Raw genomic sequence first — 21,761 nt, forward strand, 5'->3', positions numbered from 1 at the left:
AGGGCGGCCCCCACCGTCTCGCCAAAGCCGCGGGGCCGCCCTTGTCCACCTGCCCACAACAGAGCTGTGGAGGACCCCCAGCATGACCCAACCCACCGACATTCGGCGAGAGGACCAGCGGCCCTTACTGCTGGATCTGTTCTCGTGCGACGGCGGCGCCGCCGTGGGCTACGCCCGCGCCGGATTCCGTGTCCACGACTGCGACATCGCAGACCGCCCCAACTACCCGTTCACCTGGCACCGGGGCGACGCGCTCGAATACCTCGCCCATCTGATCGTCACAGGGGAGATCGAGCGGTACGCGTTCGTGCACGTCTCCCCGCCCTGCCAGGCGAAGAACGCCCTGACCGTCGGTACCAACCGCTCCCGCGGATGGGGCGGCACCCACGTCGATCTGGTGGCGCCGACCCGGGTACTGCTCGACCGGACCGGTCTGCCGTACGTGATCGAGCAGCCCAACGGGCAGGCCGAGATCCGTAAGGACCTGACCCTGTGCGGCGAGATGTTCGGTCTCGGGGTCATCCGTCACCGCAACTTCGAGGTGAGCGGCTGCACGATCGAGCAGCCCGCCCACGTGCCGCACCGGGGCCGCGTACGCGGCTACCGCCACGGCCGCTTCTACGACGGTCCCTACGTCGCCGCGTACGGCAACGGCGGCGGCAAGCCCACTGTCCCGGAGCTGCAAGCGGCGATGGGCATCACGTGGACGAACGTGCGCGAGGAGCTGACCGAGGCCATCCCGCCCGCCTACAGCGAGCACATCGGCCGCGCGTTCCTCGCCTCTCGTGCTCTGGGGATGGCGGCATGAGCGAGCACCTGCGCACCGCGCTCGAACTCGCGGCCTCACAGATTCCGGTCCTGCCACTGCGGGCGGGCAAGGTCCCGTTCGGCAACTGCCCCCGATGCGCGGACAACGCCTGTGGTGGGCGGCCGAACATGAAGATGCCGGGGCCGTGCGCTTGCCCCGGCCCCTGCCACGCGTGGGCCGCCGCGACCACCGACCCCGACGTCGTCACTTCCGGCCCGTGGCGCCGCGCATGGATGCGCGCGAGCGCGGTCGCCTACCATCCGGGCGGCGCCGGGCTGACGGTCGTGGACCTCGACAACGCCGACGCAATCGCGTGGGCCCGCGAGAATCTGCCCACCACGCAGACCGTGCCCACCACCCGGGGTGAACACTGGCTCTACCTCGGGGCCATGCAGTCCGCGAACGCGGTCAGGCCTGGCGTGGACATCAAGTCGACGATGGCCTACGCCCGCTGGCTCGGGTTCGGCACCGGCACCATGGCCTACCTGCCGGACGCCGTGCGCGCGCTCGCTGCAAGCAAGCCCGCCCCGATCGGGCCCGCGCTCCCGACCGCCACGGTGCCCGCGCCAGCCGGAAGTGGTGAGTGCCGTCACCGCACGCCCGCCTTCCTTGAGCGGGGTATCGCGATGGCGGAGCAGCGCATCACCGGGGCGAGCGAAGGGGTGCACACGACCGTCTACCGCACCTTCCTGGCCGTGCTGTCCACGCACGGCCGTTGCGGCTGCCTCACCGACGCCCACGTTGCGCGGCTGTTCACCGCCGCCCAGGCCAAGGGCGAGACCGCCCGGCACTGCACGGATGCGTGGACCAACGCCCGCACCAGGTTGGGACTGTGACCATGGCAGACGACGAGAAGAACCCCGCCCGCGAGGTCATCACCGACTACGCACGGGCCCACTTCCGGTACTTCCGCACCGCCGACGGCACCGTGTACGCGCAGAGGAAAGGCCACCCCGTGGCCCGCCCGATCCGCTCCCAGGGCACGACAGGCAGCCACCGCCAGGAACTCATGGTCGGCCTGTTCAAGGACGGGCACGGCGTCTTCAACGGAACCGCCCTGAAGGAGGCCTTGGATTTGATCGAAGCGCTGGCCCTCAGTGAGGACGTGCAGGCTGTCCACATCCGCGTTGCCCCAGGCTTTGACGGAGCAACGTGGCTGGACCTGGGCCGCAACGACGGACAGTCCGTCCGCATCCACCCCACCGGCTGGGACATCGCCGTCCCCGACCCGCGGGAGGTGTGCTGGCGGCGCACCCAGCTCACCGGGGAACTGCCCCTGCCGGCCAAGGACACCGACGACAAGGGCATCGACCTGTTGATGAGGCTCTGCAACTTCGCCACCGCGGAAACTGAGTGCCTGGCCATCGCCTGGCTCCTCGGCTGCCTGGAACCCTCCGTGCCCGTCCCCGCCCCCTTCCTCACCGGGCCTCAAGGCGCGGGCAAATCCACCGGCGGGCGGATGCTCGTGCGGATCATCGAGGGCATGAGCGGGGACCTGCGCCGCGCCCCGAAGGATGAGGAGAACCTGATCGCGGCGGTGGCGGCCGGCTGGGTCACCGCCCTGGACAACCTCTCCCACATGACGCCGGACCTGTCCGACGCGATGTGCTGCATCGTCACCGGAGTCGAGAACGTCAAGCGTGCCCTGTTCACCGACGGGGACGTGTTCCGCGTCGGCTACCGCCGCCCTCTGCTCCTGACCGGCATCGACGTCGGCGTCATCCGGCCCGACCTCGCGGAACGGCTCCTGCCGCTGCGGTTGGAACGCCCCCGTGTCCGGCGCACCGAAGCCGAACTCTGGGCGGAGTACGCGGAAGTCCTGCCCGTGGTTCTCGGCTCGCTCCTGGACCTCGCGGTCAAGGTCCGCGCGGTCAAGGCGGAGACCCCCACCGATCTGCGGATGGCGGACTTCGCCCGCCTATGTGCGCAGCTCGATGCGGCCACCGGGCTCGGGGCGCTGACCGCGTACCGGGCCAGTCTGGACGACCTGAACGACGACGTGATCGAGGGCGACCTCCTGGCCCAGACCGTCCTCAGGCACGCGGCAAACATCGACGCGGGCGACGCGCAGCGGATGACGTCCACCGAGTGGCTGCACTGCCTCAGCCGCCTCTACAGCGGCGAGGAACTACGTTCCCTGCCCAAGGGGTGGCCTACCACGGGAAAGGTTCTCTCCGACCGGCTCAAGCGGCTCCAGCCGACGCTTGCCGCGCGCGGTGTCCTCGTCGACACAGGCCGCACCAAAGCAGGCCGCTACCTCGAAATGACCCGCACGGCCGCCCCACCCACACACGAGCAGGAGCAGGCGTTCTGACCCGTGCCACCTGCGCTCGCCCGGACAAGCAAGAAGAGCACCAGGCCGCGCGTGCTCCTCTTGCTGTTCGGCGGACGCCGCCCAAAGGTCGCGCCGCGCAGCGGCTCCTTCTTCACGCTGCAAGGCGCACCGAACTACAAGACACCCCCTCTTTTGTCCTAAGAGGGAAGACGCTGCGTCACCCGCGTCACCCAAGCCGAAAAACGGCATCTGACCTGCGCATACAGCGGTGACGCAGACGACGGACTCTGCGTCACCGTGCGTCACCTGCGTCACCGATGACGGACAGCCTGCGTCACCGATGACGCACCCCCAAGCCCCTGCGTCACCCCAAAACAGCAGGTCAGAAGCACCGGGTGACGCAGATGACGCGGTGACGCAGAAATCCGAACCTCGGACACACACCCCGGCCCAAGGCCAGCCCAAGCGAGGAGTAGCAACGATGGCCCGCCCCCAGATGCTCAAGCTCCCCGAAGTCCTCACCGAAATCGGCATGAGCCGCGCCGCCTTCTACCGCATGCGCGCCCGCGGGCAGGCGCCCCGACTCGTGAAGCTGCCCAACGGTCACCTGCGGGTCCGCCGCAACGACCTGGACGACTGGCTCAACAACTTGGACACCCCCGCCTACTGATCGCACCGACTGACCAACCCACCCACGGGGCCCGGCTCATACCGGGCCCCGTTCGTAGGAAGGCCCCCGATGGGGAAGACGTACGACGTTCGAATCTGGTCCGTCCGGCAGCGGAAGGACCGTGGGCAGACCTCCGCGGAACTGCGCTGGAAGACGGGTGAGACTCCGCACTCTCAGACGTTCCGCACCAAGACGCTGGCCGAGGGCCGACGTGCTGAGTTGCTGCGGGCGGCACACGCCGGTGAGCCGTTCGACGAGTCCACCGGGGTACCGCTCTCCGAGCTGCGGCAGCGCAACGATGTGAGTTGGTACCAGCACGCCCGCGAGTACATCGAGATGAAGTGGCAGCACTCCCCCGGCTCGACTCGCCGGACGCTCGCGGAAGCCATGGCCACCGTGACGCCGGCTCTCGTCAAGGACACCAAAGGCATGGCCGACGCCACGATGGTTCGGACGGCTCTCTATAGCTGGGCATTCAACGTGAGCCGCCGCGACCAGGACCCGCCCAACGAGGTGGCCGCCGTGCTGGCGTGGTTCGAGCGGAAGTCCTTGCCCACGTCCGCGCTGGCTGACCGTATGCAGGTACGCGCCGCCCTGGACGCCCTGACAAGGAAGCTGGACGGCACCACGGCGGCGGCATCGACCATCCGCCGGAAGCGGGCGATCTTCCACAACGCACTCGGCTACGCCGTTGACGCCGGACGCCTGACGGACAACCCCCTGCCACAGGTGCAGTGGAAGGCTCCGGAGCAGGTCGCTGAGGAACTGGACCCCGCTTCAGTGCCAGAGCCCCGGCAGGCTCTCGCCCTGCTCGATGCCGTGCGTACGCAGAGCCCTCGCGGGCGGCGCTTGGTCGCGTTCTTCGGCTGCATGTACTACGCAGCGGCGCGACCGGCGGAAGTCATCGGGCTCCGTCTCCAGGATTGCGACCTGCCCCGCCGGGGATGGGGCACTTTGCGGCTGCGGGAGACCCGTCCGCGCTCGGGGTCGGCCTGGACGGACAGCGGTGAGGCTCACGACCGGCGAGGGCTCAAGCATCGGCCCCGGAAGGCGGTCCGCACCGTGCCGATCCCTCCCGATCTCGTGAACCTGCTGCGGTGGCACGTCATGGCGTATGGCGTCGCCCCCGACGGGCGGCTGTTCCGGACGCAGCGGGGCGGGCTCATCCAGGACACCGGATACGGCGAGGTGTGGGCGGAAGCCCGTGCGCGTGCTCTCCCGCCCGCTCAGTACGCGTCGCTGCTGGCGAAGCGTCCATATGATCTTCGCCATGCCGCCGTGTCCACGTGGCTCAGCTCCGGGGTGGAACCGCAGGAGGTGGCCGCACGCGCCGGCCACAGCGTGGCCGTGCTGTTCCGGGTGTACGCGAAGTGCCTGGACGGCGGCGCCGCCACGGCGAACGCCCGAATCGAGCGGGCGCTGAAAAACGGCAGCTAAGGGGCCGAAAGCTGCCCCACGCCTGCCCCACACGGGCTGGTCAGCACCCGAATCAGGGTGAGACACACTGGGAAAAAGCGCCTATAGCGACCAGGCCGCGCCCGAGAACGACGAAAGGGTCTGTGATCAGCATTGCTGCTGGTCACAGACCCTTTCGACTATGTGGCGGCGCCAGGATTCGAACCTGGGAAGGCGAAGCCGGCAGATTTACAGTCTGCTCCCTTTGGCCGCTCGGGCACACCGCCGGGGTTTGCTGCCGTAGGCCCGCTTTTCTGCGGTGCCCCTTGGCAACGACGTAAACGATACCTGATGCGGGGGGGTGCTTCGCCACCGGATAGATCGGCGTCCTGAGGGGCGAGGTGGCTAGGCTTAGCCGGATGCGGCCCGGGATCGACGCCGGGCCGGGCGGCCGCGCTCCCGCACGCCGATACGCACCGATCCATCCCGATACAAGGAGCCACAGGACATGGCCGACTCCAGTTTCGACATCGTCTCGAAGGTCGAGCAGCAGGAGGTCGACAACGCCCTCAACCAGGCCGCCAAGGAGATCTCGCAGCGCTACGACTTCAAGAACGTCGGCGCCTCGATCGCCTGGTCCGGCGACAAGATCCTGATGCAGGCCAACTCCGAGGACCGGGTGAACGCCATCCTCGACGTCTTCCAGTCGAAGCTGGTCAAGCGAGGGGTCTCCCTGAAGTCGCTGGACGCCGGTGAGCCCCAGCTCTCCGGCAAGGAGTACAAGATCTTCGCGTCGATCGAGGAGGGCATCTCCCAGGAGAACGCGAAGAAGGTGGCGAAGATCATCCGTGATGAGGGTCCGAAGGGCGTCAAGGCTCAGGTCCAGGGCGACGAGCTGCGTGTCAGCTCCAAGAGCCGCGACGACCTGCAGGCCGTGATCGCTCTGCTGAAGGGCCAGGACTTCGACTTCGCGCTGCAGTTCGTCAACTACCGGTAGACGACCCGGCAGTACGAGGAAGGGTGGGCACCCCGGCCGGGGTGCCCACCCTTCTGTACCGCTGGCTGCGGCTCGGGGGTGCTCAGCGCCGTGAGTCACCGAACAGGACGCGGTAGATGATCAGCAGCACCAGCGACCCGCCGATCGCGGCCGCCCAGGTGGGGCCGTCGTAGAAGTGCTTGCTGATCGGGTGGTGCAGCCAGCGCGACGAGATCCAGCCGCCGATGAAGGCACCCGCGATGCCGATGAGGGTCGTACCGATGAAACCGCCGGGGTCCTTGCCCGGCAGCAGGAACTTGGCGATGGCGCCCGCCAACAGCCCCAGAACGATCCAGCCGACGATGCCCATGCCGTGAACCTGCCTCTCCGCGCTGTGCCTGTGCTGTGCTCCTGCTCCGGCCAGGCCGTGTTCATTCCTGGACCCTGCCCGTCATGACGGTCGCACTCGCCCCTGCTTTCCGTGTGCGGGCCGTCGTCGGAGAGGACGCCTCCGCCGCAGTGGCCGGTTGCAGCGGGTGGCCGACGGTCCTCGCTTCCGTCGTCGTGGTGTGTCTCGGATCCGGGGCGGCCGACACCGCGCACCTGGACATCGGCGCCTCCGGTGGTGCCGGCGGGGTACTGCAGGCAGCCGTGCTGCTCTTGTTCGCCTTCCCTGGGTGTCCGCGGATCGCCGCCCTCGGCGAAGAGGTCCGGGATCCGGCGCGCACCATCCCGCAGGCGATCCCGCTCGCGCTCGGGGTCACGCTGGCCGTGTGCGCGGCAGTGGCCGTCTCCCTCCTTTCCGTGATGGGTGCCGATGGGTTGAGGCGCGCGGCTGCTCCGCCGGCCGGCGCGGTGCGGGCGGAGGTGCCCGGTCTGGCCCCGGTGGTGCGTGTGGGAGCCGTTTCGGCGGCACTGGGCTCGCTGTCGGTACTGATCCTGGACGCCTCGCGGACCACGCCGGCCATGGCCCGCGACCGCCGTCTGGTGCCGCACCGGGCCGAGCCGGCCGTGGGCGTCGGGGTGGCCGTCCTAGCCTCGACCGTGGGCGTGTGCGGCCTGATCCATTTCGCCTCCTTCGGGGTGCCGGCGTACTGCGCCGTCGCCCATTCCGCTGCCTGGACGCTGCATGCGATGCCGGCATCGCGCGTCGTACCGGCGGGCGGGCTGCTCGGGTGGTGTCGTGTCGGCGTTCGCGCTGCCATGCGCGTCGGTAGGTGTCGAGGCAGCCGTACTGGGCCTGGGTGCGGCGGCCTACGGCACCCGAGGGATGTGCCTGTCACGAGGCGCGCGCCGTGCCCGTGCGTATCGGGAAGTCCGGCCACGGCGGCAGGTCCATGCCGTCGTTGGACTCCTCGTACCAGCCGGTCCCGTCGAGCCAGGTGTGCAGCCAGTCCACCAGGCCGGGGGCGTCCACGTACCAGGCGTGTCCGTCGTTGTCGGCGTTCGGCTCGTAGAGCAGGACGGTGCCCTGCGGGGTACGGCAGTCCACACACGCATACATGCCGCAGCCCCAGTGGGATATCGGCAGGACGCCCTCGGGCCACGGCCGGTCGGGGTCCTTGCGGCCGCTCGCGCGGTTCGCGAGGTACTGCGGGACGGCAGCGGGCTCGCCGGACGGCGGGCCGTCGAGCAGGGGCAACAGACCGTACGACGGGCCGAATCCACCGTCTCCTATCCGCAGATACAGCGTCGCGAGCAGCGGGGGCAGGGAGAAGCCCAGGGCCGCCTCGGCGCGGGTGCGCGGCCTCCTCCACGGGCTCGGGAAGCGAAGCCCAGCCCCACGGCCGGATGGCGCGGGCCTGTTGCGCCACCCTGCCCAGCAACTGCTCGTACTCGGTCATGGCTTCATGATGCAGGCAGCCACCGACAATCGGGCGGCCTGTGGACAACCCGCCCGCTTCACACGGGACGGACATCGATACGTCGTTCGGTGAAGTGGTCCGGCGGTTCCGGGGAAGGCTGCGGCAGGGGCGCGGACGAGGCTGTCGGCAGCCCACCCTTCGCCGTGCTGGCGAGGACGTCGTACGTGCCACGTGCGGGAGCGGGCGGCTCGTCAGCGCGTGGCGAACGGCTCGTCCGTGGACACGATTTCGCGCCCCAGAGGGAGCAGCGAGACCGGGATGAGTTTGAAGTTGGCGATACCGAACGGGATGCCGATGATCGTGACGCACAGGGCGATGCCGGTCACGATGTGGGCGAGGGCCAGCCACCAGCCGGCCAGGATCAGCCACAGGACGTTGCCGATACAGGAGGGCGCACCCGCGTCACGGCGCTCGACCGTCGTATAGCCGAAGGGCCACAACGCGTACACGCCGATGCGGAAGGCCGCGATGCCGAACGGGATGCCGATGATCGTGAGGCACAGCAGCACGCCGGCGAGCAGGTACCCGAGAAACAGCCAGAAGCCGCTCAGGACCAGCCAAATGACGTTCAGGATTGTCTTCACCGGTGACGACCTGCCATCTGTTCGAGCCGGGCGATGCGCTCCGCCATCGGCGGGTGCGTGGAGAACATCTTTGCGAGTCCCTGGCCGGCGCGGAAGGGGTTCGCGATCATCATGTGGCTCGCCGTCTCGAGGCGCGGCTCGGGCGGCAGGGGCAACTGCTGCGTGCCCACTTCCAGCTTGCGCAGGGCGCTCGCGAGTGCCAGCGGATCGCCGGTGAGCTGGGCGCCGGAGGCGTCGGCCTCGTACTCCCTGGAGCGGCTGATGGCGAGCTGGATGAGGGTGGCCGCGAGCGGGCCCAGAAGCATGATCAACAGCAGCCCGAAGATGCCGGGGCCCTCGTCGTCGTCCGAGCGGCCGACCGGGATCAGCCACGCGAAGTTCACCAGGAACATGATCACCGAGGCGAGCGCACCGGCCACGGAGGAGATCAGGATGTCGCGGTTGTAGACGTGGCTCAGCTCATGCCCGATGACACCCCGCAGTTCACGCTCGTCCAGGAGGCGGAGGATGCCATCGGTGCAGCACACGGCGGCGTTGCGCGGATTGCGGCCGGTCGCGAAGGCGTTCGGCGCCTCTGTCGGCGAGATGTACAGGCGGGGCATGGGCTGACGGGCCTCGGTCGAGAGCTCACGGACCATGCGGTACAGAGCGGGGGCCTCGAACTCGCTCACCGGGCGCGCGCGCATCGCGCGTAGAGCCAGTTTGTCGCTGTTCCAGTACGCGTACGCGTTCGTGCCGATCGCTACGAGGACCGCGACGATCAGGCCCGTACGCCCGAAGAGGCTGCCGATGACGATGATGAGTGCGGACAGTCCCCCGAGGAGTACTGCGGTCCTGAGCCCGTTGTGCCGGCGGTGCACGGTACGCCCTCCAAGTGGTGCGGCAGGGGAACCCTTTGTCTGCGAATGCTGTTGACTCCACTTCTCAGTGGACCCTCCCGCACTGGTCAACGCCAGGCGGGGAGCTCAAGTTCCCTTGTGCGTGCATCGGAGCGTGTGAGCCGTCCGGGTGAACGGCGACGCCCTGCACGCGCGTGTGCAGGGCGTCGCGTACAGGGCATCCGTCACAAAAGGCCGGTGGCCGCATCCGTCAGAAAAGTCCGGCGGCCGAGAAGCGCAGCACGAGCTGGGGCGCTCCGGACAGGGCGACGCCCAGCACGGCGGTCAGGGCGATGGCGGCCGTGAGCGGGGCGGGCACCCGGTGCTTCTCGGGCTCACCGTCGGGAGCGCGGAAGAGCAGGGCCGTCCACTGCAGGTAGTAGAAGAGCGCGATCACCACGTTGACGGCCATCACCACGGCGAGCCACCCCAGGCCCGCGTCGACGGCCGCGGAGAAGACGGTGACCTTGGCGAAGAGGCCGATGATGCCGGGCGGGAGGCCGGCCAGACAGAGCAGGAAGAACGCCAGGAAGAGGGCGGCGAGCGGGTTGGAGGCGTACAGGCCGCGGTAGTCGGTGATGCGGTTCAGAGTCCTCGTACGGCCCACGAGCGCGGCCACCGCGAAGGCGCCGAGGTTCACCGCCGCGTACATCAGGGCGTACGCCACCGTGGAGCCGATCGCCTTCTGGGCGTCCTTGGAGTAGCCGGCCGCCGCGATCGGCACCAGGAGGTAGCCGGCCTGGCCGACGGAGGACCAGGCCAGCAGGCGTACGGCGCTGTACGCGCGCGTGGCCTGCTGCCGCAGCGCGCCGACGTTGCCGACGGTCATGGTGAGGCAGGCCAGCGCGGCGAGTGCCGGGCCCCAGACGGCGGAGTAGGACGGCAGGGCGACGACGGTGACGAGGATGAGGCCGGAGAAGCCGACCGCCTTCCCCACCACCGACAGATAGGCCGCGACCGGCAGGGGCGCGCCGACGTAGGTGTCGGGGACCCAGAAGTGGAACGGGACGGCGGCGGTCTTGAAGGCGAAGCCCACGAGGGTGAGGACCACACCCGTCTGGGCGAGAACGTGCAGCTGGCCGTCCACGTGCTGGATCCGGTCGGCGATCTGCGTGAGGTAGAGCGAGCCCGTGGACGCGTAGACGAAGCTGATGCCCATGAGGCTGACCGCGGTGGCTGTGACGGACGACAGGAAGAACTTCAGGGCCGCCTCGGAGGACCTCTTGTCGCCGTATCGCAGGCCGACGAGGGCGAAGGCGGGCAGGGAGGCGACCTCGAGGGCGACGACGAGCGTCGCCAGGTCGCGGGAGGCGGGCAGCAGGGCGGCGCCGGCCGCGGAGGACAGCAGCAGGAACCAGAACTCCCCCTCGGGGATCCGCCTCTCGGCGTCCTCGAGGGCGGTGACGGACAGAAGGGCCGCGAGAAGGGCGCCGCCGAGCACGAGGAACTGGATGACGAGGGTGAAACGGTCCGCCGTGTAACTGCACAGGTGCGGGTCGCCGGACATGCAGAAGGTGGCCCGGTCGCCGTCAAGGAGCGGCAGCAGCATGAGCGCCGCGACCGCGAGGCCCGCCACGGAGACCCAGCCGAGGAGGGCCTTCCTCCGTGCATCGAGGAAGAGGTCCGCGACAAGGACGACGAGCCCGACGACGGCCGCGATGGTGGGCGGCGCGACGGCCAGCCAGTCGACGGACTGGACGAGGGAGCTCATCGGGTGCCTCCTGCGAGGAGTTGCTGCACGGCCGGGTCGGTCAGTCCGAGGAGGGCCCTGGGCCACAGGCCGGCGGCGACGGTGAGGGCGACGAGCGGCGTCCAGGCCGCGAGTTCGTACGTGTGTACGTCGGCGAGCTGCGGGGCGTCCTGCGGGGTGGCGCCCATGCACACCCTCCGCACCACGATGAGCATGTACGCGGCGGTCAGCAGGGTGCCGAACGCGGCGATCGACATGAATGTCAGGAACGCCGGGCGGCTGAGGTCCGCGGCGGGCTTGAACGCGCCGAACATCGCGAGCATCTCGCCCCAGAAGCCGGCCAGCCCCGGCAGGCCCAGCGACGCGACCGCGCCGAAGGCGAGCAGACCGCCGAGGCGGGGCGCCTTGCCGTAGAGGGCGGCGCCGGACTTCTCGGCGAGGGTGTCGAGGTCGGTGGTGCCGGTGCGGTCCTTCAGCGCGCCGACCAGGAAGAACAGCAGACCGGTGATGAGGCCGTGGGCGATGTTGGCGAAGAGCGCGCCGTTCACGCCGGTCGGGGTCGTCGACGCGATCCCGAGCAGTACGAAGCCCATGTGGCCGACGGAGGAGTAGGCGATGAGCCGCTTGAGGTCGCCCTTCGCTCCGCGCTTGGCCAGGGCCAGGCAGGCCAGGGACCCGTACACGATCCCGACGACGGCGAACGCGGCGAGGTACGGCGCGAAGGTGTGGAATCCGTCGGGCGCGATCGGCAGGAGGATTCGGACGAACCCATACGTACCCATCTTCAGCAGGACACCGGCCAGCAGCACCGAACCGACGGTCGGCGCGGAGGTGTGGGCGTCCGGCAGCCAGCTGTGCAGCGGCCACATAGGCGTCTTGACCGCGAGCCCGATCCCGATCGCCAGAACGGCGATGACCTGCACGGATACGGTGAGTGACCGGCCGTTGTCAGTGGCGAGTGCCACCATGTCGAACGTGCCCGCCTTGAGCCCGATCAGGAGCAGGCCGAGCAGCATGACGACGGAGCCGAGCAGCGTGAAGAGGATGAACCTCCAGGCCGCCCGGGTCCGCCCCTCGCCGCCCCAGCGGGCGATGAGGAAGTACATCGGGATGAGCACCATCTCGAACGCGAGGAAGAACAGCAGCAGATCGAGGACGGCGAAGGTCGCGAGGGTGCCGGACTCGAGGACGAGCACCAAGGCGACGAAGGCCTTCGGGGACGGACCCGCAGGCATCTTGAAGTACGAGTAGAGCGCGCAGAGGAAGGTCAGCAGCGCGGTCAGGACCAGAAGGGGGAGGGAGATGCCGTCGATGCCGAGGTGGATCCGCACATCGAGTGCGGGGATCCAGCTGATGTCGGTGGTGGCCTGCATCTTCGACGGCTGGTCGTGGTCGAAGCCGAGCGCCAGGACGATCGCCGCGATGAGCACGACACCGGTGACGGTCACGCCGTGCCGCAGCACGGCCTGCTCGGGCGACTTCCCCTTCAGCCCCGGCGGGGCCGGCAGAAGGGCGGCGAGCGCGCCGATGAGCGGCACGCCGACGATGAATGCCAGAAGGAACTGCATCACGGACTCGCTGATATCGATCACGCCTGCTCACGCTCCCGTGGCGACGAGGAGGGCGGCCACCGCCAGGACGACGGTGCCGGCGAGCAGCGCGCTCACATAGGTCTGCACATTGCCGGTCTGGGCGCGCCGTACCGCGGCCCCCAGCAGGCGGGGTAGGGCGCCGGCGCCGCGTACGTAGGTCTCGACGACCTCACGGTCGAGGAACCGGACGAGGCTGGCCCCCGCCCTGACCGGACGGACGAAGAGCGCGTCGTACACGGCGTCCAGGTGGAAACCGACGGCGGCATGGCGGTGCAGCGGGCCGAGCAGGAGACGGCCCGGGTCCGCGGGGTCGTGTGCGTAGGCGACCGCTCCGTACGCGGGCTCGTGGCTCGCGATGGCCTCGGCCTCGACCAGACCCGCGTCCGCCTCGGGGTGGGCCGCGACCGCTCCCAGGGGAACGCGGCCGGCGAGCGCGGTGGTGTGGCGCCAGGCTCCGTAGGTCACGAGTCCGCCGACCAGGGCGAGGCCCGTGCCGAGGACGGAGGTGATCAGCGTCGGCGTCAGGTCACGGCTGTCGAACCAGTCGGGGAGTACGCCGTAGGTCAGTCCGAAGGCCAGCGACGGAACGGCGAGCACCCACAGCACGGCGTTCATGACGAAAGGCTGCCTGCCGTGGTCCGGCGCCTCGGCACCGTGGCCCCGGAAGGCGAGCAGCCACAAGCGGGTCGCGTACGAGGCGGTGAGCAGCGCCGTGAACAGGCCGACCAGAAGGACGATCCAACCCGCGGCACCGGGGGCGTGCTCGGTGTGCCCCGTGGCGACGTGCTCGGCGGCACCGAGCACGGACTCCTTGGAGAAGAAGCCGGCGAAAGGCGGGATCGCGGCGAGAGCGAGCAGTGCCACGGTCATCGTCCAGTAGGCGTCGGGGACGCGGGCGCGCAGGTCCTTCATGCGGGACATGGCGGCCAGCGAGTTGGTGCCGGCGGCGTGGATGATCACGCCGGCCGCGAGGAAGAGCAGCGCCTTGAAGGCGCCGTGGGACAGGAGGTGGAAGACGGCGGCCCCGCGCTCGCCGACGGCGAGGGCACCGGTCATGTAGCCGAGCTGGCCGATCGTCGAGTAGGCGAGCACGCGCTTGATGTCGTCCTGGGCGAGCGCGGCGAACCCCGAGCCGGCCATCGTCACCGCGGCCATGACGGCGAGGACGACCATCGCGGCCGAGGATGCCTGGAACACCGGAAGGAGGCGGGCGATGAAGTAGATACCCGCCGCGACCATGGTCGCGGCGTGGATCAGCGCGGAGACGGGTGTCGGGCCGGCCATCGCGTCGGGGAGCCAGGTGTGCAGCGGGAACTGCGCCGACTTGCCCGCCACACCGGCCAGGAGCAGCAGCGCGATCAGGGTCGGGTGGTGCAGGCCGCCGCCGGCGACGGTGTCCAGGATCTTCGTGATGCGGAAGGAGCCGGCGTCGGTCCCGAGCGCGAACAGACCGATGAGGAAGGGGACGTCGCCGAGCTTGGTGACCAGGAAGGCCTTGATGGAGGCAGCACGTGCCTCCGGGGTCTCCCAGTAGTGACCGACCAGGAAGTAGGAGCAGATGCCCATGACTTCCCAGCCCACCAGCAGCACGATCAGGTCGCCCGAGTAGACGACCAGGAGCATCGCGGAGGTGAACAGGGAGACGAGAGCGGCGTACGAGGGGTAGCGCGGGTCGTCGCGCAGATAGCCCGTCGAGTAGATCTGCACGCACGAGGCGACGAGGCCCACCAGGACGGCGACGAGTGCGGCGAATCCGTCGATGTGCAGCGCGAGCTCGATCGGGACGGAGCCGGTGGGCGTGAGTTCGGTGGCGGAGTCGACGGCCCGGCCGCCGCCCTGACGTGCCGCGACCAGCACGGCCAGTACGAACGCCGCGAGGGTCGGCAGGACGGCGACCGGGCGGACGAAGCCGGGGGCGGTGCGGCCGAGCAGCAGCCCGGCTGCGGCACCGAGGAAGGGAAGGAGAGGGACGAGGACGGCGAGGGTGGTCGTGGTCACGCGGTGGCCTCAGCCTTCTCAGCCTCGGGGGCGTCGCTTTCGTGGCCCTCGGCGGTGTCGCGGAGTCTGTCGATGTCCGAGGTGCCGCGGTTGCGGTGGACGGCGAGGACGATCGCCAGGCCGATGCCGATCTCGGCGGCGGCGATGGCGATGGTGAACAGGGTCAGCGCCTGGCCGGAGTGCAGCGTCTCGCGGGCGGTCCTGTTCAGCCAGACGTCGAAGGCGACGAGGTTGAGATTGACGGCGTTGAGCATCAGCTCGACCGACATCAGGACGAGGATCGCGTTGCGGCGGGCGAGCACGCCGTACAGGCCCGTCGAGAAGAGGAGGACGGAGAGGACGGCGGGATAGACGAGGTGCATCAGCGGACGTCCTCCTTCTCGCTCCGGCTGCCCGGGACGGCCGGGGCGCCCGTGGTGGAGGCCGCCGCGTCCGCCTTCGCCTTGCGGGAGAGGACGATCGCGCCGACCAGGGCGGCGAGGAGGAGAACGGAGAGGGCCTCGAAGGGGAGTACCCAGTTCTGGAACAGGCTGGCGCCCGTCACCTTGGTGGAACCCGAGGGTGCGCCGCCGAGGTCGATCCAGGTCGTGCGGAACGCGTCGACGACCACCCAGACGAGGGCGGCCGCGGCCGCGACGGCGACGGCGAGCGCGGCCCAGCGGTTGCCGGAGTCGGCGTCCGGTGAGCGGCCGATGGGTGCCTTGGTGAGCATCAGCCCGAACAGAAGGAGGACGACCACGGAACCGACGTAGATGAGGACCTGCATCCACGCGATGAACTCGGCGGTGAGCAGCAGGTACTCGACGGCGAGGCCGCCGAGGGTCACCACGAGCCACAGGGCGGCGTGCACCAGCTGCCTGGTGGTGACGGTGACGAGTGCGGCGCCGAAGGTCACCAGCCCGACGAGGAGGAAGGCGATCTCGGCGCCGGTCGGGGAGAGGAAGCCGTGCGGTGCGGCGGCCGTGGTCGCCAGTGCGGCGGCGGGGCTCACGACGGTCCCTCCTGGGGGTCGGTGGGCTCGGTCGGCTCGGCCTGCGCGGCGGCCAGCTTCTCGGCGGTCTTGCGAGCGGCGGCGATCTCCTTGGGCTCCTCGGCACCGGGGTCGAGGGCGGGCGGGGCCGGCACGGTCCACATCCACTCGCGGAGCTTGTCGCGCTCGTGGGTGAGGTCACGGATGTCGGTCTCGGCGTACTCGAACTCCGGGGACCAGAAGAGGGCGTCGAAGGGGCACACCTCGATGCAGATACCGCAGTACATGCAGAGGGAGAAGTCGATGGCGAAGCGGTCGAGCACGTTGCGGCTGCGCTCCCGGCCACCCGGGGCCGCCGCCGGGACCGTCTCCTTGTGGGAGTCGATGTAGATGCACCAGTCCGGGCACTCGCGGGCGCACAGCATGCAGACCGTGCAGTTCTCCTCGAACAGGCCGATGACGCCGCGGCTGCGCGGCGGAAGGGCGGGCTGCGTGTCCGGGTACTGCTCGGTGACGGACTTCTTCGTCATCGTGCGCAGGGTGACGGCCAGGCCCTTGGCGAGACCGGAGCCCGGGACGGACCGGCGGGGCCGCTCGGAGGGCGTCGTCGCGGAGTGGTCGGGCGACGGGCGGGACACTAGGAGATCACCACCTTGACGATGCCGGTGAGGGCGATCTGAGCGAGGGAGAGGGGGACGAGGAGGGTCCAGGAGAGCTTCTGGAGCTGGTCCTCCCGCAGGCGGGGGTAGGTGACGCGCAGCCAGATGACCACGAACGCGAGGACCGCGGTCTTCAGCAGGGTCCAGACCCAGCCGAGGCCGTCCGCGCCCCAGGGGCCGTGCCAGCCGCCCAGGAAGAGAACGGTGGTCAGGCCGCACAGGACGATGATTCCGGCGTACTCCGCGAGCAGGAACAGGGCAAATCGGAGCCCCGTGTACTCGGTGTACGCGCCGAAGATGATCTCCGAGTCGGCGACGGGCATGTCGAAGGGCGGGCGCTGCAGTTCCGCGAGACCGGCGACGAAGAAGACGATCGCGCCGACGATCTGCCAGGGCAGCCACCACCAATGGAAGGCGTCGACGATGCCGGGGAGGGAGACGGTGCCCGCCGCCATCGCCACCGAGGCGGCGGCGAGCAGCATCGGGAGTTCGTAGGCCAGGAGCTGCGCGGCGGTGCGCAGACCGCCCAGGAGGGAGAACTTGTTGGCGGAGGCCCAGCCGGCCATGAGCGAGCCGAGGACGCCCACACCCATGACGGCGAGGACGAAGAAGATGCCCGCGTCGACCACCTGCCCGACCGCGCCCTCGCCCGGGCCGATCGGGATGGCGAGGAGGACGAGGAGGTACGGCAGGAGGGCGACGGCGGGGGCCAGTTGGAAGACGCGTCGGTCCGCGCCCGCCGGGACGACGTCCTCCTTCTGCGCGAACTTCACTCCGTCGGCGACGAGTTGCGCCCACCCGTGGAAACCGCCCGCGTACATCGGGCCGAGTCGGCCCTGCATATGGGCCATGACCTTGTGCTCGGTCTGGCCGACGATCAGGGGGAAGGTGAGAAAGACGACGAACACGACCAGGAGTCGCAGGCCGACGTCGAGAGCGCCGTTCACCGCGTGCCTCCGGTGGGGTCGTCGGGAGTGGGGGGTTCGTCGGAGTTCGGTGACGGGGACGGGGACGGCGATTCGGAGGGCGGATCGTCCGGGCGACGGGTTTCGCCACCGGCCGCCTCGGTCCCGGCCCCCGCTTCGGGCGTGGCCTCGGTTTTCGGCTCGGTCGCACCTTCGGCCTTCGCGTCGACCTCGGCCTTCGGCCTGGTCGCATCATGGGCCTCGGGGACGGCATCGTCCCCAGGCCCTGCCTTGGCCTCGGCTTCGGCGTCGCCCCTCGGCCCTGCCTTGGCTTCGGGTGCGGACTCCTGTTTCGGCGCGGCCTCGCCTTGCGGCGCGCGCGTGCCGTCCGATGCGGTCCGGGCCTCGGCCTGCTGCCCGGTCCGGGCCTCGGCTTCCCGCCCGGCCGCAGCCACGTCCTCGGCCTTCTGCCAGGCCGCGCCCTCCGCCTTCGGCTCGGCGTCAGTCTCCGGCTCGGCCCCCGCTCCGGCCTCGGCCGCGGTCCCTGCCGAGGCCGTGCCCTCGGCCGCCTCCCCCAGGTCCGCCGTGTCCGTGGTGTCGGCCCTGTCCGCCGCATCCGCCGTATCCGTGGCGTCCGCCGTATCCGTGGCGTCCGCCGTATCCGTGGCGTCCGCGCTGTCCTCCCCGGCGGGCCGTTCCGGCGCGGAGGTGGGCTGCGAAGGCTCGTCGAACGCCGGACGGGCGTGGTGCCAGGGGGCGTCCGAGCTGCGCGCCGCGGTGGACGGTTCGGGGGTCGCGCCTGTGTCCGGGGCTTCGGAGGCGCCCGCACGCTGCGAGGCCGATCCTCCGGATGCACTGCGATTACGCCGGGCACCGGCCGCCGGTCCGGCAGCGGCACCCTCCGTCCCGGCCGCCTGCGCACGCTGTGAAGCCGAGCCCTCCGACGCGCTCCGCGCCCGACGCGGACCAGCCGCAGGACTCGGGGAACCGGCACCCGCCTCAGCCTCACGCTGCGAAGCCGAACCCTCCGACGCACTCCGCGCCCGACGGGGCTGGGGCGCGGGCTGCGTGGGCTCGCTCGCGGCGGGGGCCTGGGTCGCGGAGCCCTCCGCTGCCGTGCGAGTGCGGCGGGCGGGGCGGTCGCCGGTCGTACGTCCGGCGGCACGGGCCGTACGGGCGGGGGCCGGGGGAAGCTGTCCCTTGAGCGGTCCCCACTCGTTCGGGTCGGGCACCCCGGGGGGCAGCATCTGGCGGCGCCTGGGGCCGCCGTGGTCGGACTCGCCCGGTTCCTTCGCGCCGGGCCAGGCCTTGGCGACCCGGGCCGCCAGGACGAAGTCCTTGCGCAGCGGGTGCCCCTCGAAACCCTCGGGCAGGAGGAGGTGGTCCAGCCCCGGGTGGCCTTCGAAGGCGACGCCGAACATCTCGTGGGTCTCGCGTTCGTGCCAGGCGGCGCCCGCATAGACGTCGACGGCGGAGGGGAGGACCGGGGCGTCGTGCGGGACCGTCGTGCGGACGAGCAGACGGCGGACCGGTGTCAGGGCCACGACGTGGGCCGAGACGCGCATGCCCGTGCCGGGGTCGTCGACCGCGCTCAGCCAGTCGAAGAACGTGCAGCCCAGGTCGTCGCGGGCCACCCGCAGCGCCGAGATCCAGTCTGCGGCGGGTACGTCGACCGTCAGGACCTCGTACGACTCCTCGACCGTGGCCTCCGCGCCGAAGAGGTCCTCCACGGGCGCGGGCAGCCAGCCGCCCCCGGTCATCGTGCCACCCCCGGGCCGGCCCCCTCGTCCGCGGCCGGCCCGCCCGCGGACGTCGCCGCGGCCGGTGGCTCGACCAGGCCGCTCTGCAGGGCCGCGGCGGACGGCCGCGTCGAGCCGTACCGCTCCCCCAGCGACTCGCGCGCGATCTTCTCCTGGAGTTTGAGGATGCCCTGGAGCAGCGCCTCGGGCCGCGGCGGGCAGCCGGGGACGTAGACGTCCACCGGGATGATCTGGTCGACGCCCTTGGTGACGGAGTACGAGTCCCAGTAGGGGCCGCCGCAGTTCGAGCAGGCGCCGAAGGAGATGACGTACTTCGGCTCGGGCATCTGCTCGTACAGTCGTTTGACGGCCGGGGCCATCTTGTCCGTGACCGTGCCGGACACCACCATCAGGTCCGCCTGGCGGGGGCCGGGCGCGAACGGGATCACTCCCAGGCGGATGAAGTCGTGACGGGCCATCGAGGCGGCGATGAACTCGATCGCGCAGCAGGCGAGACCGAAGTTGAAGACCCACAGCGAGTAGCGGCGACCCCAGTTCAGGATCACCTTCATCGGCTCCGGAGCGAGCCGGGAGAGCACGCCGAGCCTGCCCCTGCCTTCGGCTGAAAGGACCTCGGGCTCCGGCAGCAGCACCGGCTCCGCGGCCGACGGGGTCGAGGGGTTCACGTCCATGTGAGGACGCCCTTCTTGTATGCGTAGAGCAGTCCCACGGCCAGGAAGCCGAGGAAGATGAACATCTCCACGAGCGTCGTCGCGCCGTAGCCGGGGGCGGCGAAGACCGTCGCCCAGGGGAACAGGAAGATCGAGTCGACCGCGAAGATCACGTACAGGAACGCGTAGACGTAGTAGCGGACCTGGGTGTGCGCCCAGCCCTCGCCGACGGGGTCGACGCCGCACTCGTACGTCAGGAGTTTCTCGGGTGTGGGCACGACGGGCCGCAGCAGGCGGCCCGCGCCGAAGGCGACGGCGACGAACAGCACGCCGACGACGGCGAGCAGCCCGACGACGGAGTAGGACTGGAAGTAGTCCGCCGCGACGACGTTCCCGGTGTGCACGGCACTCGCCGTGCTTCCGCTCCCCACGTTCCCGGTCTCCGCCATGACAGCGACGGCGGTCGGATCCGGCACGTCAGCCCCTCACTCCCTGGCCCCGTGACTCTGATGAACCGTGTGTTCGACGATCTGTACGCACGGGAGTCTAGGCCCTGCTAAAGAAAGGGTAAGCAGCCCGTCGCACCCCGAGAAGCGCGGTGCTCCGCTCGCGGCTTGGATCCCGTGCCCCGGGCAGGGCTCCGCTCTCTCCGCCGCGGAAGCCGTGGGGGTGGGGTTTGCCCCACTAGGCCTCGGCGGTCCGCCTCATGGCGTTCCCGGGGGCCGGGTTGGCAGGCTGGCGGACATGACCGAACGAGGCCGGAAGACATGACCGAACGCATCACGAGCTCCGGCGCCCCGCACGGCAGGCGCCCGCCGCCCCTTTCCACCGATTCGGACGGGGAGCGGCCGCCACCTGCGCGCATGGCCCTGGGCGGGCACACCTGGCGGGAGATCGCGCATCTGCTGGCCAATCTGCCGGTGTCACTGGTGGGCTTCACCTACGTGGTGACGGTGCTGTCCACAGGTGTGGGGATGACGGCCACCGTGATCGGCCTGCCGCTCCTGGCCCTCGGACTGCTGGGCGCACGGCAGCTGGGCAAGCTGGAGCGGGCGCGGGCCAGGGCGCTGCTCGGGGTGCGGGTGGAGGAGCCGAGCCCCCTGCCGTTGCGCAGGGGCGGCGGGACGCTCCAGCGGATGTGGCTGGCGTTGAAGGACCCGGTGGGCTGGCGGACGGTCCTGTACGAATTCATCCGGCTGCCCTGGGGGATCGCGACCTTCACGGTGACGTTGGTGTCGCTGTTCGTCCTGTGGCCGGTGCTGCCGTTCATCACCCGCGGGCTGACGAACGTGGACCGCGCCATGGTGCGCGCACTGCTGTCCCCCTCGGACGAACTGGAGCGGCGGATCGCGGAACTGGAGTCCGACCGCGGGGTGGTCGTCGACACCGCGGCGGCGGATCTGCGGCGCATCGAGCGCGATCTCCACGACGGGGCACAGGCCCGCCTCGTGAACCTGGCGATGGGGCTCGGCCTGGCCAAGGAGAAGCTGCTGGAGGACCCGGACTCCGCGGCGGCGATGGTCGCGGAGGCGCACGGCGAGGTGAAGCTCGCGCTGCAGGAGCTGCGGGACCTCGCGCGCGGCATCCATCCTGCGGTGCTCACCGACCGCGGTCTGGACGCGGCGCTGTCGGCGGTCGCCACGCGCTGCACCGTGCCCGTGAAGGTGACCGTCGATCTGGAGGCGAGACCGGCCGCGGCGATCGAGGGCATCGCCTACTTCACGGTCTCGGAGCTGCTGCAGAACATCAGCAAGCACAGCGGGGCGAAGGCCGCCTCGGTCGACGTCTGGCGGACCGACGAACGGCTGCTCATCCAGGTGCACGACGACGGCCGGGGCGGCGCAAGCCTCGACGCCGGCAGCGGTATGGCGGGGCTCGCGGAGCGGCTCGGCGCGGTCGACGGCCTGTTCGTCGTCGACTCCCCGGTGGGCGGCCCGACGACCGTCACGGCGGAGCTGCCGTGGCGGGGCCGGGAGCACGAGGGGCGGCGCGGCTGAGAGGCCGGTGCACGGGGACGGCGGGGCGGTCGTGCGCGGGAGCGTACGGCCGCCCCGGCGTATCGGGGTCCTGGGAGGACCGGATGTGC

Annotated in this window: 20 protein-coding genes, 1 tRNA gene and 2 pseudogenes; 8 read left to right on the plus strand and 15 right to left on the minus strand. The window is 70.5% G+C overall.

All coding sequences use genetic code 11. The features are described 5' to 3' along the window. Positions 1-82: 82 nt before the first annotated feature. The 5 genes from ACSHXN_RS18070 to ACSHXN_RS18090 all read left to right on the plus strand — a co-directional run bounded on the left by ACSHXN_RS18070 (position 83) and on the right by ACSHXN_RS18090 (position 5,190). Positions 83-808 (plus strand): DNA methylase, encoded by a 726-nt coding sequence (locus ACSHXN_RS18070; protein WP_438303361.1) that lies wholly within the window; start codon positions 83-85, stop codon positions 806-808. Beyond that, complete coding sequence (locus ACSHXN_RS18075) at positions 805-1,644, plus strand: bifunctional DNA primase/polymerase (RefSeq protein ID WP_438303362.1); 840 nt, start codon at positions 805-807, stop codon at positions 1,642-1,644. Before ACSHXN_RS18070 ends, ACSHXN_RS18075 begins: the two co-directional genes overlap by 4 nt. Before the next feature lie 2 nt (positions 1,645-1,646). Beyond that, positions 1,647-3,122, plus strand: a complete 1,476-nt coding sequence (locus tag ACSHXN_RS18080) for an ATP-binding protein (RefSeq protein ID WP_438303363.1) — start codon at positions 1,647-1,649, stop codon at positions 3,120-3,122. A gap of 442 nt (positions 3,123-3,564) precedes the next feature. Next, positions 3,565-3,753: a helix-turn-helix transcriptional regulator gene (locus tag ACSHXN_RS18085; protein ID WP_438303364.1), complete on the plus strand. Its 189-nt coding sequence runs from the start codon at positions 3,565-3,567 to the stop codon at positions 3,751-3,753. A gap of 69 nt (positions 3,754-3,822) precedes the next feature. Further along, entirely contained in the window at positions 3,823-5,190 is a 1,368-nt protein-coding gene (locus tag ACSHXN_RS18090) for a tyrosine-type recombinase/integrase (protein ID WP_438303365.1), read from the plus strand. A 163-nt stretch (positions 5,191-5,353) separates the two neighbouring features. Here the strand turns inward: ACSHXN_RS18090 and ACSHXN_RS18095 are convergent. Further along, positions 5,354-5,435, minus strand: a tRNA-Tyr gene (locus tag ACSHXN_RS18095). A 221-nt stretch (positions 5,436-5,656) separates the two neighbouring features. On the opposite strand from ACSHXN_RS18095, the gene ACSHXN_RS18100 reads away from it, so the two are divergent. Continuing rightward, positions 5,657-6,145, plus strand: a complete 489-nt coding sequence (locus tag ACSHXN_RS18100) for a YajQ family cyclic di-GMP-binding protein (protein ID WP_059133361.1) — start codon at positions 5,657-5,659, stop codon at positions 6,143-6,145. A gap of 82 nt (positions 6,146-6,227) precedes the next feature. Here ACSHXN_RS18100 and ACSHXN_RS18105 read toward each other — a convergent pair whose 3' ends face one another. Further along, positions 6,228-6,494: a GlsB/YeaQ/YmgE family stress response membrane protein gene (locus ACSHXN_RS18105; RefSeq protein WP_059133360.1), complete on the minus strand. Its 267-nt coding sequence runs from the start codon at positions 6,492-6,494 to the stop codon at positions 6,228-6,230. Between the two features lie 83 nt (positions 6,495-6,577). Here ACSHXN_RS18105 and ACSHXN_RS18110 point away from each other — a divergent pair. Beyond that, positions 6,578-7,105 (plus strand): annotated as a pseudogene (locus tag ACSHXN_RS18110) (amino acid permease); the annotation flags it as partial. A 298-nt stretch (positions 7,106-7,403) separates the two neighbouring features. On the opposite strand, the pseudogene ACSHXN_RS18115 reads toward ACSHXN_RS18110, so the two are convergent. The 13 genes and pseudogenes from ACSHXN_RS18115 to ACSHXN_RS18175 form a co-directional block, all read right to left on the minus strand. Beyond that, positions 7,404-7,968 (minus strand): annotated as a pseudogene (locus ACSHXN_RS18115) (SMI1/KNR4 family protein). 212 nt (positions 7,969-8,180) lie between these two features. Beyond that, positions 8,181-8,573, minus strand: coding sequence for a YccF domain-containing protein (locus ACSHXN_RS18120; protein WP_355136870.1), 393 nt, complete (start codon positions 8,571-8,573; stop codon positions 8,181-8,183). Continuing rightward, a complete protein-coding gene (htpX, locus tag ACSHXN_RS18125) occupies positions 8,570-9,433 on the minus strand; it encodes a zinc metalloprotease HtpX (RefSeq protein WP_355136872.1) in 864 nt (287 codons plus the stop codon). The genes ACSHXN_RS18120 and htpX overlap by 4 nt, the downstream gene beginning before the upstream one ends. A 229-nt stretch (positions 9,434-9,662) precedes the next feature. Further along, positions 9,663-11,162 carry an NADH-quinone oxidoreductase subunit N gene (locus tag ACSHXN_RS18130; RefSeq protein ID WP_438303366.1) on the minus strand — a complete coding sequence of 500 codons (1,500 nt, stop codon included), beginning with the start codon at positions 11,160-11,162 and terminating at the stop codon, positions 9,663-9,665. Next, positions 11,159-12,733 carry an NADH-quinone oxidoreductase subunit M gene (locus ACSHXN_RS18135; protein WP_355136876.1) on the minus strand — a complete coding sequence of 525 codons (1,575 nt, stop codon included), beginning with the start codon at positions 12,731-12,733 and terminating at the stop codon, positions 11,159-11,161. Before ACSHXN_RS18135 ends, ACSHXN_RS18130 begins: the two co-directional genes overlap by 4 nt. 6 nt (positions 12,734-12,739) lie before the next feature. Beyond that, the gene (locus tag ACSHXN_RS18140) at positions 12,740-14,731 is read right to left on the minus strand and encodes an NADH-quinone oxidoreductase subunit 5 family protein (RefSeq protein ID WP_356114330.1); all 1,992 of its coding nucleotides are present in this window, start codon (positions 14,729-14,731) and stop codon (positions 12,740-12,742) included. Continuing rightward, the gene (gene nuoK / locus ACSHXN_RS18145; RefSeq protein WP_355136880.1) at positions 14,728-15,093 is read right to left on the minus strand and encodes an NADH-quinone oxidoreductase subunit NuoK; all 366 of its coding nucleotides are present in this window, start codon (positions 15,091-15,093) and stop codon (positions 14,728-14,730) included. The genes ACSHXN_RS18140 and nuoK overlap by 4 nt, the downstream gene beginning before the upstream one ends. Further along, entirely contained in the window at positions 15,093-15,722 is a 630-nt protein-coding gene (locus ACSHXN_RS18150; RefSeq protein WP_438303368.1) for an NADH-quinone oxidoreductase subunit J family protein, read from the minus strand. The genes nuoK and ACSHXN_RS18150 overlap by 1 nt, the downstream gene beginning before the upstream one ends. Beyond that, positions 15,719-16,231, minus strand: coding sequence for a 4Fe-4S binding protein (locus ACSHXN_RS18155; protein ID WP_355137031.1), 513 nt, complete (start codon positions 16,229-16,231; stop codon positions 15,719-15,721). The genes ACSHXN_RS18150 and ACSHXN_RS18155 overlap by 4 nt, the downstream gene beginning before the upstream one ends. Before the next feature lie 107 nt (positions 16,232-16,338). Then, positions 16,339-17,307 (minus strand): complex I subunit 1/NuoH family protein, encoded by a 969-nt coding sequence (locus ACSHXN_RS18160; RefSeq protein ID WP_438303369.1) that lies wholly within the window; start codon positions 17,305-17,307, stop codon positions 16,339-16,341. After that, entirely contained in the window at positions 17,304-19,025 is a 1,722-nt protein-coding gene (locus tag ACSHXN_RS18165) for an NADH-quinone oxidoreductase subunit C (protein WP_438303370.1), read from the minus strand. Before ACSHXN_RS18165 ends, ACSHXN_RS18160 begins: the two co-directional genes overlap by 4 nt. Continuing rightward, positions 19,022-19,696, minus strand: coding sequence for an NADH-quinone oxidoreductase subunit B (locus ACSHXN_RS18170; protein WP_355136888.1), 675 nt, complete (start codon positions 19,694-19,696; stop codon positions 19,022-19,024). Before ACSHXN_RS18170 ends, ACSHXN_RS18165 begins: the two co-directional genes overlap by 4 nt. Then, positions 19,687-20,124, minus strand: coding sequence for an NADH-quinone oxidoreductase subunit A (locus ACSHXN_RS18175; protein ID WP_355137033.1), 438 nt, complete (start codon positions 20,122-20,124; stop codon positions 19,687-19,689). The genes ACSHXN_RS18170 and ACSHXN_RS18175 overlap by 10 nt, the downstream gene beginning before the upstream one ends. Before the next feature lie 318 nt (positions 20,125-20,442). Between ACSHXN_RS18175 and ACSHXN_RS18180 the strand changes: the two genes are divergently transcribed. After that, entirely contained in the window at positions 20,443-21,672 is a 1,230-nt protein-coding gene (locus ACSHXN_RS18180) for a sensor histidine kinase (protein ID WP_355136890.1), read from the plus strand. The last annotated feature ends 89 nt before the right edge of the window (positions 21,673-21,761 follow it).

Source organism: Streptomyces sp. HUAS TT11, assembly GCF_051553595.1.
GTDB lineage: Bacteria > Actinomycetota > Actinomycetes > Streptomycetales > Streptomycetaceae > Streptomyces.

Excerpts from the sequence above, each read along its gene's own strand:
- ACSHXN_RS18105 (WP_059133360.1), bottom strand. The coding sequence starts at position 6,494 with ATGGGCATCGTCGGCTGGATCGTTCTGGGGCTGTTGGCGGGCGCCATC.
- ACSHXN_RS18165 (WP_438303370.1), bottom strand. The coding sequence starts at position 19,025 with ATGACCGGGGGCGGCTGGCTGCCCGCGCCCGTGGAGGACCTCTTCGGC.
- ACSHXN_RS18155 (WP_355137031.1), bottom strand. The coding sequence starts at position 16,231 with ATGACGAAGAAGTCCGTCACCGAGCAGTACCCGGACACGCAGCCCGCC.
- nuoK (WP_355136880.1), bottom strand. The coding sequence starts at position 15,093 with ATGCACCTCGTCTATCCCGCCGTCCTCTCCGTCCTCCTCTTCTCGACG.
- ACSHXN_RS18130 (WP_438303366.1), bottom strand. The coding sequence starts at position 11,162 with ATGAGCTCCCTCGTCCAGTCCGTCGACTGGCTGGCCGTCGCGCCGCCC.
- ACSHXN_RS18100 (WP_059133361.1), top strand. The coding sequence starts at position 5,657 with ATGGCCGACTCCAGTTTCGACATCGTCTCGAAGGTCGAGCAGCAGGAG.
- ACSHXN_RS18090 (WP_438303365.1), top strand. The coding sequence starts at position 3,823 with ATGGGGAAGACGTACGACGTTCGAATCTGGTCCGTCCGGCAGCGGAAG.
- ACSHXN_RS18070 (WP_438303361.1), top strand. The coding sequence starts at position 83 with ATGACCCAACCCACCGACATTCGGCGAGAGGACCAGCGGCCCTTACTG.
- ACSHXN_RS18085 (WP_438303364.1), top strand. The coding sequence starts at position 3,565 with ATGGCCCGCCCCCAGATGCTCAAGCTCCCCGAAGTCCTCACCGAAATC.
- ACSHXN_RS18170 (WP_355136888.1), bottom strand. The coding sequence starts at position 19,696 with ATGGACGTGAACCCCTCGACCCCGTCGGCCGCGGAGCCGGTGCTGCTG.
- ACSHXN_RS18080 (WP_438303363.1), top strand. The coding sequence starts at position 1,647 with ATGGCAGACGACGAGAAGAACCCCGCCCGCGAGGTCATCACCGACTAC.
- ACSHXN_RS18075 (WP_438303362.1), top strand. The coding sequence starts at position 805 with ATGAGCGAGCACCTGCGCACCGCGCTCGAACTCGCGGCCTCACAGATT.
- ACSHXN_RS18175 (WP_355137033.1), bottom strand. The coding sequence starts at position 20,124 with ATGGCGGAGACCGGGAACGTGGGGAGCGGAAGCACGGCGAGTGCCGTG.
- ACSHXN_RS18180 (WP_355136890.1), top strand. The coding sequence starts at position 20,443 with ATGACCGAACGCATCACGAGCTCCGGCGCCCCGCACGGCAGGCGCCCG.